The organism is Wolbachia endosymbiont (group A) of Philonthus cognatus (genome assembly GCF_947251755.1).
Lineage (GTDB): Bacteria > Pseudomonadota > Alphaproteobacteria > Rickettsiales > Anaplasmataceae > Wolbachia > Wolbachia pipientis.
In genome coordinates, this window is sequence record NZ_OX366388.1 from 737,460 (window position 1) to 752,817 (window position 15,358).

Consider the following 15,358-nt stretch of genomic DNA (forward strand, 5'->3'; position numbering starts at 1 on the left):
TAATTATGGTTGTACAGTTTGTTTATTTCCATCAACATTACTGCAGCTAACCTCACTTAGCTTACTGTTTAATGAATGCTCTGATGACTTATATGCAACCCCATAGGAAATTCCACCAACGATCAGTGCAGATGCCACAGTAATTCCAACTATTGCTAGTGCAGGTAATGCAGTAGCATAAATGAGTGCTAATGGAGCAACAATGGCAGCTAATATACCTACAGTAATTCCTGCTGTTATAGCTTCAGGTCTATGAATAAATGATGGATCTGCACCATAATTTAGCAGAAGTTTCGCTACTTTTGGATGTTGATAATTTAGTCTTGGATGTTCACCATGAGTGTAATAAACAGCATAATATAAAGGAGTTCTTCCGTCTTTATCTTGTGCATTAACGTCTGCTCCCTCTTCTAGCAAAACTTCTACTACTTGTGTGTATCCATTCTCAGCAGCATAATGTAAAGGACTTCTTCCATATCTGTCCACTACATTAACATCTGCCTCTTTTTTTATAAGATGTTTTACTACTTCTATATGACCACTATAAGCAGCATAATGCAAAGGAGTCCCTTTATCTTCATTTTGTGCATTAACGTCTGCTCCTTCTTCTAGCAAAACTTCTACTACTTGTGCATGTCCATGCTGAGCAGAATAATGTAAGGAGGTTTTTTCCCATTCATCTTGTACATTAACATTAGCTCCGTTTTTTGTTAAGTATCTTACTACTTTTTCATAGCCATTTTCAGCTGCTATAAGTAATAAATTGCACTTGAGCACTATAAACGTGTAATTTATATCAAATTCGTTTTTTTTCCACTCATCATATGTAAGTTGATTTTCCTGCTGCAGCTTATCTTTAATTCTATCAATTAAATTTTCCTTACTCAGATCTGGACTACTGTTGACTTCTTGTAGTGTTAACCTTAATGTCATTTCCTTCTCCAAGATATAAAATTTTATTATGGCATATGGAGTGGATTATGTCAATGAAAAACTAAGAAACTGGTTCTTCTTTTTTTCTATAGCTTTAGGTTTACCTACAATTTGAAAAACAACAAATTCGTCATTCCGCTACTCGTTAGCGCCTCGGCGGTATGATGTAGGGAAACCTTTCTTGGGTTAGCTATAAAGTTAAAATTCGACCAGGGCAGCCGCAATAAGGTAGCAAACGCCATCATGTCTTTAGGAGAGTTTGCTAATGAAGGCTCTTAAGTTGACGCCATTGCCTGAACGGATACGCCAATTTTTATGTTCATTTGTAACCGTTTATTATTTTACACCCCAGTCTTTTTCAAATATTGCTAGTCCTTGGTCAGTAAGTGGGTGATTAATTAATTGTCTAAGTACTTTTGCTGGCACAGTAATTGAATCAGCACCAAGCCTTGCAGCTTCTATTACATGCGCTGGGCTTCTCACTGATGCAACAAGAACTTTAGTATCAAAACCGTAATTAGAATATATAGTACATATATCTTCTATTAGCGATAAGCCATCATAGCTTATATCATCAAGGCGACCAATAAAGGGGGAAATAAAACAAGCACCGACCTTAGCGGCAAGCAGTGCTTGTCCAGGAGAAAAACATAATGTGATGTTAACAGGTATTTTATGCTCTGTCCATAACTTTTTACAAGAAATTAATCCTTCATGTGTAAGAGGTAATTTGATCACAACATTATCAGCAATTTTTGCTAAATTCAGACCTTCTGTGATCATCTCTTCATGGCTATCTGCAACAACTTCAACACTAACAGGCCCTTTTATAATAGAGCATATTTCACGCACTAAATCCTCGTATTTATCTTTACGCCCGGACTTTGCTATTAAAGAAGGATTAGTTGTTATGCCGTCAATGAACTCCTTTAGTTCTTTAATTTCATTTAAATCAACGCTATCAAGAAAAATTTCCATATTAATCTCCTATAAAAAAAATACCCTTGCAAAATCTTGTCATCCTACCGCTTGACTTACAACCGTATGAACTTCCTGCGTTGTAAACATCAAACGGCCGATAACACAACTGTACAAATATTGAGACATAAGAGTAATTTGTACCAAGAAAAAAGATGTCATCCCAGTGCCCAGACCCCTTAGACAATGTACCATCTTTTGATTTTGTCCATTCTGGGCGGGGTTTTCAAGTTCTTTGATCTTAAATACTACATCTACTTTATCAAGATCAATGTTGACTTCTTTTACTAATGTCCTAATAAGACTACGTTTGGCTTGCCAATCTAGGTCCGATTTAACACTAGAATAAAAGCCCTTTATGCTATTTGTAATAAGATTCATTTTCTGCCGTATTCCCTTTTACCTTTTTCTTCTCTCCTTTAATCTCTTTTAAACGTTCCTTCATTTTTTTTATTGCCTGCTTAAAGTCTTCCTTACTTATAGTTAGTGCATACTTTGTTGCCGTAAAAACTTCTGGTACCCAAACAATTGTAATAAGTATACACAATCTTTGTCAACTATTTTCGGCACTGGTATATTGACCTTACCCAGAAAAAGTGGAGAGAAAGAAAAGAGTTTTTTTGGGTAAAATAAAATTTTGGAGGATTAGAAATGGTAAGAGAATATACAGCAGAATTCAAATTGGAAGCTGTTAAACTGGCAAATGAACAAAGAAAGGCAGGTCAAACAATTACAAAAATAGCAAAGGATTTAGGAATAAAGGGTGGTTTATTAGGAAAATGGATAAAGAAACACAACGAAAAAAAGTCGGCAGCAGATGCATTTCCAGGTAGAGGTAACATGGCTCCTTACGACAAAGAGAGGTTTGATTTACAAAGAGAGTTAGCAAGAGTAACAAGGGAAAGAGACATTTAAGAAAAAGCCCTGGCCAGTCAAAAAGAGTAAAATATTTTTTTATAAAAGAGCATAGTAACTGCTATAAAGTACAGGAATTATGTAGGATTTTCTGCTAGTGGCTACTATAAGTGGACCACAAGAAAAATAAGCAGTAGAGAATCAGCAAATAAAGAGCTACTCGAAGCTATTCAAAAAATATATCAAGTTTCTAAATGTAGATATGGAGCTCCTAAAATTCATGCTGAATTGAAGGCTTTGGGTAAAAGTTGCAATTTGAAAACGGTGCAAAGTATTATGCAGAAAAATGACATCAGGGCTATACTGAGAAGAAAGTTTAAAATTAAAAAACAACAAACAGATAATAGAGCTGTAGCTCCCAATATACTAGATCAAAACTTTATTGTTGATCAACCAAATAAAGTATGGGATTACTTACATCAAAACCAAGGAGGGATGGCTATATTTGGCAGCAATAATTCTCACGTATGGTAGTTAATGAGTAGTGCAATAAATAAACAATTGGTTATGAACTCTTTATTAATGGCCATTAATAGGCGTAAACCTGTTAAAAATCTACTGCTGCACAGTGACCAAGGTTCACAATATACTGCGCAAGGGTATCAATATCTCTTAGCTGTAAAGAATATAGATGAGTAATAAAGGCTGTTGTTACGACAATTCTGTTGCAGAAAGCTTCTTTAGCTCATTGAAAAGAGAAATACTTATTGATACTTCACAACACTCTGCTCAACAAACTAGAACTGCAATATTTGAATACATAGAAATTTTTTATAACAAACAACGTCACTATTAACTATTGCATTCCAGAACAATTTGATGCATCATTCTTTTTGTAAAAAACATTCCACACTTTCTCTCCACTTTTTCTGGGTAAGGTCAGATACTATAAACTATAAAAAAATTTCTCCGATAGTTCATATAGCAAGTAAATTCACAAAATGAAGACTATTATTTTTATTACAGGTGTATCTACGGTTGGAAAATCAAGTTTGGCTCATATATTAGGTTCAAAGCTTTTTATGCCTAGAAACTTTGCAATTCCACTAACTATAGCTAACCCAAGAAAGGTTTCCCTACGTCATACCGCCGCGGTATCTCAGCATAGATTCCGCTAACGAGTAGCGGAATGACGAATTTGTTGTTTTTCAAATTGTAGGTAAACCTAAGCCACTTTAGCTATACTTGTAGAGAAAAAAGAATAGATGATGATCCTAAATATTTAATAAATTTGACCACTGAGGAATTTCAAAAATCTCAATTTTTTATTAATTGTGATATGGTACATTCTATCTTCATATAGCTTTCCTCTTCATACCTCAACTAATGAAATCAGAAGCATCAACTCCCTTTTGCAAGCAAGCAGCAATAACAGTGTTCATCATTAGAAATGCAATGGTCATTGGGCCAACGCCCCCGGGTACTGGGGTCATAGCTTTGGCTTTCCCTTTTATTCCTTCAAAGTCAACATCACCTACAAGCTTTCCTACGTTAACGCTATTTATGCCAACATCGATCACTATTGCACCTTTCTTTATCCAGTCTGCTTGAACAAAATTTGGCTTTCCGACTGCTGCAACTACTATATCCGCTTTAGAGCAATATTCAGCTAAATCCTTGCTTTGTGAATGCAAGATGGTGACAGTGCAGTTTTCTTGCAATAGCAGGTAAAACATTGGCTTGCCCACGATATTTGACCTACCAATTACCACTGCGTTTTTACCGGAAAGGTTCTCTTCAATTGACTTAATTAAATGCAAAGAACCTTTAGGAGTGCAAGGTATAAGGCAGTTTTTTTCACCTTTAACTAATTTGCCAACGTTTTCATCATGAAAGCCATCTACATCTTTTTCAACACTTACTGTGTTAATTACTCTGCTTGCACTAATATGATTTGGTAAAGGCAATTGCACTAAAATGCCATGCACAGATGGATCTTCATTTAATTCATTGATTTTTTCAATTAATTCATCTTCTGAAATATTATCAGGCAAAACAATGGTCTCAGAACTTATGCCTATTGATTCTGCTTTTTTCTGTTTGTTGCGAACATAAACCTGACTTGCTGGATTGCTGCCCACGAGAATTACTTTCAGGCAAGGAAAAATGTTATACTCTCTCTTTAAAATATCAATTTTTTGTGATAGCCTCTCACATAGGTCGTTTGCTATTTTTTTACCATCAATAATAATTGTCACTTCCTTGCCACTCCTTAAAGTCGGGTAATTTGATATCAAATAAATCCAATACTTTGCCAACAGAATGATTAATAATATCATCCAACGATTTCGGTTTAATATAAAAAGCAGGCACTGGTGGAGCAATAATTGCTCCCATCTCCGTTAATTTTAACATATTTTGTAAATGCCCAAGATGCAGTGGTGACTCTCGCACCATAAGAACTAACTTTCTTCTTTCTTTTAGCGTTACATCTGCAGCCCTTGTCAATAGATTGGAAGTAACACCTGATGCGATTTCAGACATTGTCTTCATAGAGCATGGTGCTACAATCATCCCTGAGGTTTTAAATGAGCCGCTTGCTATTTTTTCTCCAATCTTTTCTTCAGAATAGTAAAAATCTGCAAGTGATGTAATATCTTCAAGTTTTTCTTTAATCTCGTGAGCTAAAGTTATTTTCCCAGCACGACTTATCACTAAATGAGTTTCATAATCGACGTCTTTCAACGCTTCTAAAATACGCACACCGTAAATAGAACCAGATGCTCCACTTATTCCAATTACAATTCTGCTATTCACTTAACTCTTCTTCGTAGCTCATTCCCAATGCACGTTTATAGGTATCAAGCAATATTTCTTGTTCCTCTCTGTCATCATCATCCATCTTCCTCAGCCTAATAATTTGTTTCATCACTTTTATATCCCAACCTTCATCTGCGGCTTTTGCATATACATCACGAATGTGATCTTGCACATCCCTCTTTTCTTGTTCAAGTTTTTCGATTCTCTCTATGTAACCCTTTAACTCTTCAGCCGTTATTTTTACTGTATCTTCCATGAAACTCCACTAATTAATTGCTGCTACTAGTATTACCAGTTTTTACTTGCACTTCAACAACAGTAATAATATTTTTATCTTTTTTTAAAATCTTAAAGCGAAACCCATACATGGAAAACTCCTCGCCTTCGTCAGGAATGCGCTCTATTTCATTTACAATCATACCTGCTAGAGTTGTAGCTTCTTCATCAGGGAGATTCCAGTATAACTGCCTGTTAATGTCCCTAATAGTAGATTTTCCTTCTATGTGATACATATTATCAGATATTTTCTTTATAAAATTCTCCGTAATCAAATCATGTTCATCCGAAATTTCTCCAACTATTTCTTCCAGTATATCCTCAAGAGTTACAATTCCCTGCAGTGCTCCATACTCATCAATAACAAATGCAAGGTGTTTCCTGTTCTTACGGAAGTTGTGAAGTTGCACGCTGAGCGGTGTACTTTCTGGTATGAACCAAGGCCTTGACATAACTTGGGTAATGTCAACTTCTTCCGCTTTATTATTCTTTTCACGCAAAGCATTTATTAGAGCTTTCACGTGAATTACACCTACAATGTTATCTGGTTCCTTCTGCCATAAAGGTACTCTACTGTGACTGCTGGTTAAAATCTCTCTTATTAACTCTTCTTTATTCCGATCTATATCAAGAGAAAATAGGTTTCTTCTATGGGTCATAATTTGTGATATCTCTGTCTCAGCCAAATCAAGTATGCTGCTTAGCATATCTAAATCCTGTTGCAACATAGTTCCTTCACTGCGGTGAAGAGTAATCATATTACGCATTGCATCCGCTGCAGATATCACTTCCTTATCTTTATGCAGCCCACATAATTTTAGGATGAGGTTAACAATAAATTGAATACCTAGTGTCAATGGAGAAAAAATCTTTACAAAAAACAATACAAAATAAGCAGAAAATGATGCAAATTTTTCAGGATTTTGAATAGCATAAGTTTTTGGTAGAACTTCGCAGAACAATAAAATACAAAATGTCATTATAATTGTTGATAGGAGAATGCCCTCATTTCCAAAAAGATTGATAAATATTGCTGTAAATAAAGCAGAGCAAGTAATATTAATAATTGTATTGCCGAGCAATACCGTTCCTATTGTCAATTCTTTCCTATTTAATAAGCGATCTATTACCCTGGCTTTTTTGTTACCGTCTAGCTTTAGCTTATTAACTCGAGAACGGCTAATTGAGGTTAAGCCTATTTCTGCTCCTGAGAACAAAAACGATAAAACTAACAAAACAAAAATTGCTGATGATACTAAGACCAATAACCAATCCATTAAAGTACGATGTTATTGTGATAAAAAATAAAATTAATTTTACATGTTATGAGAGGCATTTGCAAGCCTGAATTTATATTGCCGAATTTTATATACCTTTAATCTTAAAAAACAAATCATAAAGCATATTACACGCTGCGTTCACATGCTCATCCTCAATGATAAGTGGTGGGGTTACCCTTACTACTTTGTTGTTTAAAACCCTAGTTATTATTAAACCTTTATCAAGAGATCGACTAATAATTTTATCAGCTACAGGAGTTGCTAGTTCTATTCCCATTAGTAACCCTTCTCCACGAACTTCTAAAATCATCTCAGGAAATTCTTTAGCTAAAAGCAACAGCTTTTCTTTTAAATCTTTACTAATTTTTTTAACATGATCAAAAAAGCCTTCTTTTAGCATTATATCGAGCACTGCATTACCAACAGTCATGGCAAGTGGATTGCCACCATAGGTTGATCCATGAGTTCCTGGAGTGATTGCTTCTGCTATATAATCTTTCACTAAACATGCAGCTAAAGGAAAACCGTTACCCATAGCTTTTGCACAGGTTAGCATATCAGGTTCAATGCCGACATTTTGATAATGAAATAAAGAACCGATGCGTCCATATCCGCACTGCACTTCATCAAAGCACAAAATTATTCCTTGAGCTTTTGTTATTTCCCTTACTTTTTGAAGATATTCTACGTCTAGTGGATATACTCCACCTTCGCTTTGTATGGGCTCTAAAAATACAGCAGCTATTTCATTGTTGATTTTTTCTTCTAATGCTTTAATGTCATTTCTTGGCACTTTATCAAAACCAGAAAGGAGCGGAGCAAAACCTTCGCGTGATTTTTCATTGCCTCCAGCAGAAATTGCAGCAATACTGCGGCCATGAAAGCCTCCTTCAATTGTAATAATACGATTACGTTTTGCTTGCCCTTTTGAATAAAAGTAACGACGAATAAACTTAATTGCAGCTTCTGTTGCTTCAAGCCCACTTGAGCAGAAAAAAACTTTATCTGCAAAAGTAAGGGTTGTTAAACGCTCGGCAAGCCTTTCTTGCTCGGGAATAGTGAAAATGTTAGAGCAGTGCCATAATGAGCTCGATTGCTCTTTCAGCTTATCTGTAATGTATGGATGACAATGCCCTAAAGAAGTTGTAGAAATACCTGCAGCAAAATCTAAATATTTTTTACCATCTTTATCAAAAAGATATGCCCCTTCTCCCCTGACTATAGGAGTGTCAAGTCTATTATACGCATTAACAACATGATCCATTTTATAAGTATTGTGGTATTATCTATACTATACCTGAAATGAATCCATTAACACAAAGCTTTTCCTTTAACCTCTTATGCTACTTCAACTAAAAATTTGGCTAATGCAAACCTTTTTTGTCATTCTATAGCTAAAGTGACTTGGTTTTACCAACACTTATTAGCCATTGTAAAAGTTTTTGTTTCTATTGAATGATAGTTGTAGCCTATGCAAGAAGTTTATTGACTTTGAGCGCACTTTAGCCTATACAATTTTAATATCTTAAACTACTGGACATGCCCGATCTAAAGACAATGATGTTAAATTTTGGACCTCAGCACCCAGCTGCACATGGAGTGTTGCGTCTTGTTTTAGAGATGGATGGTGAAGTGATCGAGAGGGCAGATCCCCATATTGGGCTTTTGCACCGCGGTACTGAAAAATTAATAGAACATAAAACGTATCTTCAAGCTTTGCCTTATTTTGATCGCCTTGATTACGTATCACCAATGTCACAAGAGCATGCATATTCACTTTGTGTGGAGAAATTGTTGCAATGTGAAGTGCCAATTAGGGCAAAGTATTTACGTGTCTTGTTTTGTGAACTGACGAGAATACTAAATCATTTACTGAACGTTTCTTCTCAAGCACTTGATGTTGGAGCAATGACCCCTCTTTTATGGCTCTTTGAAGAAAGAGAAAAAATACTGGAATTTTACGAAAGAGCTTCAGGTGCAAGGTTTCACGCAGCTTACATCAGGCCAGGTGGAATTGCAGCAGATGTTCCAGAAGATTTGATTGAGGATATTGCAAAGTTTATAGAGCAATTTCCAAAATATATAGACGATGTTGATGAACTTTTAACAGAAAATAGGATATGGAAGCAACGCACTGTAGGAATTAGTGCAATATCAATTAAACAGGCACTTGATTGGGGCTTTAGTGGCCCAATGTTGCGCGCTGCTGGGCTTGCTTGGGATTTGCGAAAAAGCCAGCCATATGAGATATATGATCAACTAGATTTTGATATACCGATCGGCCAAAATGGCGACTGTTATGACCGTTATCTAGTTAGAATGGCAGAGATTAGGCAATCTATCAGTTTGGTGAAGCAGTGCATAGAGAAAATGCCTGAAGGGCAAATAAAAACTGAAGATAGAAAAATTTCTCCACCGTCAAGAGCAGAGATGAAAAAATCTATGGAAGCTCTGATTCACCATTTTAAGCTCTATTCAGAAGGATATCACGTACCAGAAGGTGAGGCTTACGCAGTTGTTGAGGCACCAAAAGGTGAGTTTGGAGTGTATATAGTTTCAGATGGTACCAATAGACCTTATAGGTGCCGAATAAGAGCACCTGGCTTTGCGCATTTACAAGCCTTAGACTTTATGGCAAAAGGACACATGCTTGCTGACGTTGCAGCAATTATTGGCTCACTCGATATAGTTTTTGGTGAGATTGATAGGTAATCATTGGTACCCGTTCAGGCAATGGCGTCATGCAAGTAGCTGACACATAACTGTACGAACATTTGTTTGCAAAGGCAGTATGTTAAGTGTTATAGCCGATTTTGCCTCAAACACAAAGGCAGTGCCTTGACTACTTGGATCCAGAAAAATTGATTGTGTACTATACAACATTTTTGATCAAAAGCGTAACCGTTCACTGTTAGACTGCATTCTGTGATTTTTAGCAAAACATGATCTTTCATTTGAGCTTCCTTCAATTTAAAATAAATACAGAAAATTGCTGCCTATAGCTAAACTGACTTAGATTTACCAACAATCGTCATCCCGCTACTTGTTAGCGGCTAAGAGATACCGCGGCGGCATAGCTATCTTCAAAAATATGGTTGAATAATTGTGTGTATAATTATTAATATTTTTAAGCACTTTGGCTATGGCTTTATCTAAGTTTCTCGACCCTAAGCTGGATTTAACCTTCAAAAAAATATGTAGGGTCAAGAACTGGCGCGCCTACTTTAGGGTTTGGTGGCTGATCCATTGTTTTCACAATAGGCCTCAATCCAAATTCCCATGTTAACGTTTCCAGCTCCCGCCTCGTCAAACGCAGCATCCGCACTACGCTTTCCTAGCAGATTCTTTACCAAAGTTTATAACATATTGTGCTGGTGATGCTTTCGGTTTGTAATACCTTATTCTGTAGTCTGAATATAGACCCAGCGTTTTGTATATCCATTCGCTACTCCACTTCTTCCAACCAAACCCTCTCTTCACTTTCAGCTAATAAGTGATTTTCTATTTCACCTTCCAAACTTGCCTCCAGCAGCTTTTTTATAAATGGTGTAAATGCTCCATCCCTTCCTGTTAATGGTCTGCCTTCCCTTATTGATGACAGTATATTTGCTTCCAGTTCTTTGTAATCTACCAAACCGGTAGTTCTGTTTACTACTTTCTGACTCATTGTCAAACCTCCATTTTTTTTATATCAATTTATTACTTTTTTTTTGGTTTGACACACTTTTTTGAACATTCCCTGTTAAGATGCCTAATCTACTTTCAGCTCCTCAGTATGTAAACTGCGTGGTAAAGACTCTAATTCCTTTGCAGCACTTAAACTTTTATTTTTTGCATGTATACCAAGCTTATTGAATTCTCGAGCAGCAGGAAACACCCTTGCTTCAAGAGAGCCAGCAGTTTTATTATAATGATCAACAGCACTTTTTAAGCTCCTGCGCAAATTATCAAAGTTTTCACCCATTGTGCAAATGCGCTCATATAAAATATGACCTAGTTCACTGATTTTCTTTGCGTTTTCAGCTATCATCTCTTGCTTCCATCCATACGCTATTGCTCTCAGCAACGCAATTAGAGTGATCGGTGTTGCAATGATCACTTTTTTTTCCACTCCAATCTCTATCAAAGCAGGCTCATATTCCAGTGCTGCGCTAAAAACCCCCTCCCCTGTTAAGAAAAGCACCACAAGTTCTGGCGTATTTTCAAATTGATTCCAATACTCTTTTTTACCCAAGTCATTTATGTGTTTTTTTATTGCCAGGGAATGGTTCTTTAATTTCTCCTTTTGTATTTGCAAATCATTTTGTGATATAGCATCCATGTAAGAATCAAGCGGCACTTTAGCATCTATTATTATTTGCTTTCCAGATGGCATTTTGATTATTAAATCAGGACGCAATAAATTATCCTCGTTTTTATCAATCACTGACGGCTGAGTAAAAAAATCGCAATACTCAATCATTCCTGCCATTTCTACCACTCTTTTGAGTTGCATTTCACCCCATTTGCCCCTAATGTGAGGTTTCCTCAGGGCATTAGCAAGGTTGGAAGTTTGGTTCATCAGCGCTCCAATTTGCTCCTTTAAACCTTCATAGGCCCCTACCCTCTCCTTTTCTAGCTCACGTATTTCATTATCGAATTTTTCTAATTTTTCTTTTATTGGAGTTACAACTTCGTTGATCGTTGCTTGTCTTTTTTTGAAATCGCTTTCCGTTTCTTTTAATTTACTATCGATTACTTCCTTTGCTAAGTTCAGAAAATTATTGTTATTTGTTTGCAAAGCATCAAGAGAGAGCGCTTTAAAAGTGTTTGTTAATCTCTCCTCTGCTTTTGTTAGTAATTCTATTTCCTTTTTCTTTTCCTCACGTTCTTTTTGCAGAGTTACTTCAAGTTCTGCTCTTTTGACCCTTAAATCAACTATTTCTTCATTCTTCGTAAGCAAAGTTTGCTTTGTTTCTTGAAGTTCTTGCTCTAATTTACATAAATTACCCTCAAGGTTTGCTTTCTTTTCGCTCAGTTTTTTTACGATAATGTAGAAAAATAGTAATAGAGAGACAACCAGAGCTATAGAATTGAAAAGCATCAGAATAAAAAAGCTGTATTTACAATTCTATATGATTTTTCTGTGTATAAGAAAGAAAAAAGGAGCACCTAAAGAGGTGACCTTACCCAGAAAAAGCAGAGAGAAAGTTAAGACGTTTTTATCATGAGAATAAATTGTGCAGGAATGCAATAGTTAGAGGTTGTCCGGAAACAAGTAAAAGGCTATAATATCTGAAATTTTAGTACGGGGTAAAGATGAGAAAAAAGTATCCAACAGATCTAAGCGAAAGGGAATGGGCAAGAATAGAAAAACACTTCAGAGTATCATACAAGAAAGGAGGAAGGCCGCCAAAGTATAGCAAAAGAGAAATATTAGAAGCAATTTTCTATGTATTGCGTACAGGGTGTCAATGGCGGTATTTACCAAATGATTTTCCGCTATGGAAGACTGTGTATGAGCAGTTCAGGCAATGGAAGAAGCAGGGAATTTTTGAGAAAATGAATTATGAAATTACAAAATATAGTAGAAGAAAAATAGGAAGGAATGAGCAGCCGAGTGCCTGTATAGTAGATAGTCAATCTGTAAAGACTACAGAAAAGGGGGGATCAAAGGCTATGATGGAAGTAAAAAAGTAAAGGGTAGAAAAAGGCATATAATTACAGACACTCAGGGTTTTATACTAGGTTGTTACGTAGGCGCTGCTAACGAAAATGATAGAGATGGTATTAAAATAGCATTAAACAATATGAGAACAAAATATACTAAAGTTAAAAAAATGTGGGCTGACATGGGATACCAAGGAAGAAATTTAAAGAATCACATAAAGGAAGAATATGACATAGATATTGAAATTGTTACAAGGCCTCCATGTAGATTTTGGGTGCACAAAGATACGCCACCTGAGCTACTACCAACAAGAGAACAAGGGTTTAAAGTACAGCCAAGAAGATGGGTTGTAGAAAGGACTTTTGCTTGGGTTAATAGGAATAGAAGGCTATCGAAGGAGTATGATTTACTCACAACATCCACTGAGAATTTCATATACCTAGCTATGAGTAGGGTTATGTTAAAGAGGGAATATGCTTGAATTTACTAGTTTCCGGACAACCTCTAATATGGAAGATATCGAAATTGCTATAGACAGTACAGGAATTAGTATATACAACAACACTCCTGGTCACAGCAAGGAAAATAGCACTGACAGAAAATATCGTGGCTATGAGCAAACGAGAAAATTGCACGTAATGTTGAATATAAACAACAAAAAAGCCATAGCTGTAAAATACAGTAACGGTGTCTACTCTGATCACTATGGAGCTTGTGATTTGCTAAAAGAAGTTGATTTTCAGCATGCCATAAAAGCACTATATGCAGATAGAGCATGTGATCATACGCGTCAAGTTAAGAGATTGTGAGCAAATTTAGAGAGGTTAAAGTGGATACTCTAGCCCTTCTACGTTTGTCTTTTAATGAAAATCGCGACCAAGTTATAGTGAGTTTTTTAAGAAATGCTTTTAAACTATTAATCTTGGTTAATACTAAAAATAACTCTCTAACCCGCCTTTTTAGCTCAATAAATGCCTTTGTTAAGCTAAGTTCTGTATTCTTTTTCACTTCTGTGCAACCAACTATGCCGTAAAATATAAGAATTGCGCACAATTTAGCATATAGTTCACATAATACTCTGCATGGCTTTCCTTTTAGCTTATCAAGCCTGATATGACTTTTATACAATTTAAATAATTTGCCACCTTACTCTGTAATACTTGCTCAGCACTAATTTTATTTTCTGGAACATTAGTTATACCAATTCAACAATTTTTGATTTCTTTTAGAGGATCCTGCGATCTTGCTAATCTATTAGCTTTCCTTCTTCTGGCTATAGACTGTTCTTCAGTTAGTTTCTGACATATAATTCTTACTCTAATTTTTGCTTCTTTTCCTAACAATACCTCGTTTTCTAAAAATAACTTATCCTCTAAACATTCTAATAACTCCATTTTTTGATTTGTTTCTACATCATATACGTTGGTATCGACGACTTATGAAATAAGCTCCTATTTCATTGATTTGTTTAAAAGAACTTGGCACAAAATAACCGAGATCAGATATTAGCAAATCATTGCTTGATATATTACTTAAATGTTTCCTATATCCCTGGTCTGATCTTATTCCCTCCGTTAAATTAAGTTGGTCTATTATCTGATTCATGTAATCGAAAACTAATTGTAACTTTATTCCAGACTTAGTATTGCTTTCATAGCCACTGTAGCTAGTACCATAACCTTTATACATCTCTTCCATACTGTTAGGTAGAGTAATATAGCTACTGTCCAATAATTTAACACTATTAAATTGCTGTAAGATTTTGCAATCAACTTGCAAGATATTTTTAAAGAGAACCACAGATTCATTATACATCCTTTTCATAAATTCCACTGCTTCTTCAGTAAATCTAAAATCCAAACCTTGTTTTGTTATATCTATCGAGTCCTCGTTTAGTAATTGACACATTGTTTCTACGCTACAATTATCAACTCCTATATTACCCAAGACCATGGCTTTTACGAATGATGAACCTTTTAGCTTTCTCTTTCTTTTTATAAACCTTGTTGTAATTGAGATTTTCTCTGCTTTTTCATTAAAAAATTCTTTGAGCTTTTTTGATAAGCAAGTTATTTTATTCATTGGTTCTCTCACTAAAAGTATATCTGGGAGAACTTATACCTTATTATTCTATCTCTTTCATACCTTTATTTCCTTAACTTGACGCGTATGGAGCATGTGATAGGCACAAGTTTTATAAGTTGTGTAACAAATATGATATAAAGACAAAAATTCCACCAATAAACAATGCGGCAGAACATCCAGAAATAGATTATATGTCTGACAGGAATGCTGCTATTAGGTTAATAAAATTATACGGTGAAGATGGCATGAAAGAATGGAAAAAAGAAGTAAATTATGGGAAAAGATCTTATATTGAAGGGTTTTTCTCAAGATTAAAGCAAATATTCGGATTTAGTTTTAGGAATAAATCTGAGATAAATCGAGAAAAAGAACTAAATGCTATTTGCTTAATAAATTCACTGATATTGGTATGGCTAAATTTGAGATAGTTACATGAATTTACCATAAATCACCATCTCATAAAGTGTGATGCAACAAAGCC

General features: G+C 35.5%; 11 protein-coding genes and 6 pseudogenes. 5 read left to right on the top strand and 12 right to left on the bottom strand.

What is annotated here, in order from left to right; genetic code table 11:
* Nucleotides 1-3: 3 nt before the first annotated feature.
* The 3 genes from OPR21_RS03595 to OPR21_RS03605 all read right to left on the bottom strand — a co-directional run bounded on the left by OPR21_RS03595 (nucleotide 4) and on the right by OPR21_RS03605 (nucleotide 2,458).
* Complete coding sequence (locus OPR21_RS03595; protein WP_006280032.1) at nucleotides 4-933, bottom strand: ankyrin repeat domain-containing protein; 930 nt, start codon at nucleotides 931-933, stop codon at nucleotides 4-6.
* 336 nt (nucleotides 934-1,269) lie between these two features.
* Nucleotides 1,270-1,911 (bottom strand): fructose-6-phosphate aldolase, encoded by a 642-nt coding sequence (fsa, locus tag OPR21_RS03600; RefSeq protein WP_236515101.1) that lies wholly within the window; start codon nucleotides 1,909-1,911, stop codon nucleotides 1,270-1,272.
* A 361-nt stretch (nucleotides 1,912-2,272) separates the two neighbouring features.
* Entirely contained in the window at nucleotides 2,273-2,458 is a 186-nt protein-coding gene (locus OPR21_RS03605; protein ID WP_006280029.1) for a hypothetical protein, read from the bottom strand.
* A 104-nt stretch (nucleotides 2,459-2,562) separates the two neighbouring features.
* Between OPR21_RS03605 and OPR21_RS08760 the strand changes: the two are divergent.
* A pseudogene (locus OPR21_RS08760) lies at nucleotides 2,563-3,665 on the top strand (IS3 family transposase).
* A gap of 480 nt (nucleotides 3,666-4,145) precedes the next feature.
* On the opposite strand, the gene folD reads toward OPR21_RS08760, so the two are convergent.
* The 5 genes from folD to OPR21_RS03650 all read right to left on the bottom strand — a co-directional run bounded on the left by folD (nucleotide 4,146) and on the right by OPR21_RS03650 (nucleotide 8,406).
* Nucleotides 4,146-5,024 (bottom strand): bifunctional methylenetetrahydrofolate dehydrogenase/methenyltetrahydrofolate cyclohydrolase FolD, encoded by an 879-nt coding sequence (gene folD, locus OPR21_RS03630; protein WP_155968464.1) that lies wholly within the window; start codon nucleotides 5,022-5,024, stop codon nucleotides 4,146-4,148.
* Nucleotides 5,008-5,583, bottom strand: a complete 576-nt coding sequence (locus OPR21_RS03635; protein ID WP_006280027.1) for a UbiX family flavin prenyltransferase — start codon at nucleotides 5,581-5,583, stop codon at nucleotides 5,008-5,010. Before OPR21_RS03635 ends, folD begins: the two co-directional genes overlap by 17 nt.
* Nucleotides 5,576-5,842, bottom strand: a complete 267-nt coding sequence (locus OPR21_RS03640) for a DUF2312 domain-containing protein (protein WP_010082293.1) — start codon at nucleotides 5,840-5,842, stop codon at nucleotides 5,576-5,578. Before OPR21_RS03640 ends, OPR21_RS03635 begins: the two co-directional genes overlap by 8 nt.
* Nucleotides 5,843-5,855: 13 nt before the next feature.
* Nucleotides 5,856-7,139 carry an HlyC/CorC family transporter gene (locus OPR21_RS03645; RefSeq protein WP_265030226.1) on the bottom strand — a complete coding sequence of 428 codons (1,284 nt, stop codon included), beginning with the start codon at nucleotides 7,137-7,139 and terminating at the stop codon, nucleotides 5,856-5,858.
* Between the two features lie 88 nt (nucleotides 7,140-7,227).
* Nucleotides 7,228-8,406 (bottom strand): aspartate aminotransferase family protein, encoded by a 1,179-nt coding sequence (locus OPR21_RS03650; protein ID WP_038249924.1) that lies wholly within the window; start codon nucleotides 8,404-8,406, stop codon nucleotides 7,228-7,230.
* A gap of 275 nt (nucleotides 8,407-8,681) precedes the next feature.
* Here OPR21_RS03650 and OPR21_RS03655 point away from each other — a divergent pair, with 275 nt between their 5' ends.
* Nucleotides 8,682-9,854 (top strand): NADH-quinone oxidoreductase subunit D, encoded by a 1,173-nt coding sequence (locus OPR21_RS03655; protein ID WP_077188163.1) that lies wholly within the window; start codon nucleotides 8,682-8,684, stop codon nucleotides 9,852-9,854.
* Between the two features lie 27 nt (nucleotides 9,855-9,881).
* Here OPR21_RS03655 and OPR21_RS03660 read toward each other — a convergent pair whose 3' ends face one another.
* From OPR21_RS03660 to OPR21_RS03670, 3 genes and pseudogenes are all read right to left on the bottom strand, one after another.
* Nucleotides 9,882-10,025, bottom strand: coding sequence for a hypothetical protein (locus OPR21_RS03660; protein ID WP_153296793.1), 144 nt, complete (start codon nucleotides 10,023-10,025; stop codon nucleotides 9,882-9,884).
* Nucleotides 10,026-10,614: 589 nt separating this feature from the next.
* A pseudogene (locus tag OPR21_RS03665) lies at nucleotides 10,615-10,809 on the bottom strand (IS256 family transposase); the annotation flags it as partial.
* Nucleotides 10,810-10,893: 84 nt separating this feature from the next.
* Entirely contained in the window at nucleotides 10,894-12,225 is a 1,332-nt protein-coding gene (locus OPR21_RS03670; protein ID WP_077188164.1) for a DNA recombination protein RmuC, read from the bottom strand.
* 215 nt (nucleotides 12,226-12,440) lie between these two features.
* Here OPR21_RS03670 and OPR21_RS03675 point away from each other — a divergent pair.
* Together OPR21_RS03675 and OPR21_RS03680 are read left to right on the top strand one after the other, a co-directional pair.
* Nucleotides 12,441-13,273: pseudogene (locus OPR21_RS03675) on the top strand (IS5 family transposase).
* A 22-nt stretch (nucleotides 13,274-13,295) separates the two neighbouring features.
* Nucleotides 13,296-13,592 (top strand): annotated as a pseudogene (locus OPR21_RS03680) (transposase); the annotation flags it as partial.
* On the opposite strand, the pseudogene OPR21_RS03685 reads toward OPR21_RS03680, so the two are convergent.
* A pseudogene (locus OPR21_RS03685) lies at nucleotides 13,588-14,874 on the bottom strand (IS4 family transposase). The pseudogenes OPR21_RS03680 and OPR21_RS03685 sit on opposite strands and share 5 nt — an antisense overlap.
* A gap of 80 nt (nucleotides 14,875-14,954) precedes the next feature.
* On the opposite strand from OPR21_RS03685, the pseudogene OPR21_RS03690 reads away from it, so the two are divergent.
* Nucleotides 14,955-15,313, top strand: a pseudogene (locus tag OPR21_RS03690) (IS5 family transposase); the annotation flags it as partial.
* Nucleotides 15,314-15,358 lie beyond the last annotated feature (45 nt).

Coding starts and splice junctions, on each gene's coding strand:
- fsa (WP_236515101.1), bottom strand. CDS start 1,911: ATGGAAATTTTTCTTGATAGCGTTGATTTAAATGAAATTAAAGAACTA.
- OPR21_RS03645 (WP_265030226.1), bottom strand. CDS start 7,139: ATGGATTGGTTATTGGTCTTAGTATCATCAGCAATTTTTGTTTTGTTA.
- OPR21_RS03655 (WP_077188163.1), top strand. CDS start 8,682: ATGCCCGATCTAAAGACAATGATGTTAAATTTTGGACCTCAGCACCCA.
- OPR21_RS03640 (WP_010082293.1), bottom strand. CDS start 5,842: ATGGAAGATACAGTAAAAATAACGGCTGAAGAGTTAAAGGGTTACATA.
- OPR21_RS03595 (WP_006280032.1), bottom strand. CDS start 933: ATGACATTAAGGTTAACACTACAAGAAGTCAACAGTAGTCCAGATCTG.
- OPR21_RS03650 (WP_038249924.1), bottom strand. CDS start 8,406: ATGGATCATGTTGTTAATGCGTATAATAGACTTGACACTCCTATAGTC.
- OPR21_RS03670 (WP_077188164.1), bottom strand. CDS start 12,225: ATGCTTTTCAATTCTATAGCTCTGGTTGTCTCTCTATTACTATTTTTC.
- OPR21_RS03660 (WP_153296793.1), bottom strand. CDS start 10,025: ATGTTGTATAGTACACAATCAATTTTTCTGGATCCAAGTAGTCAAGGC.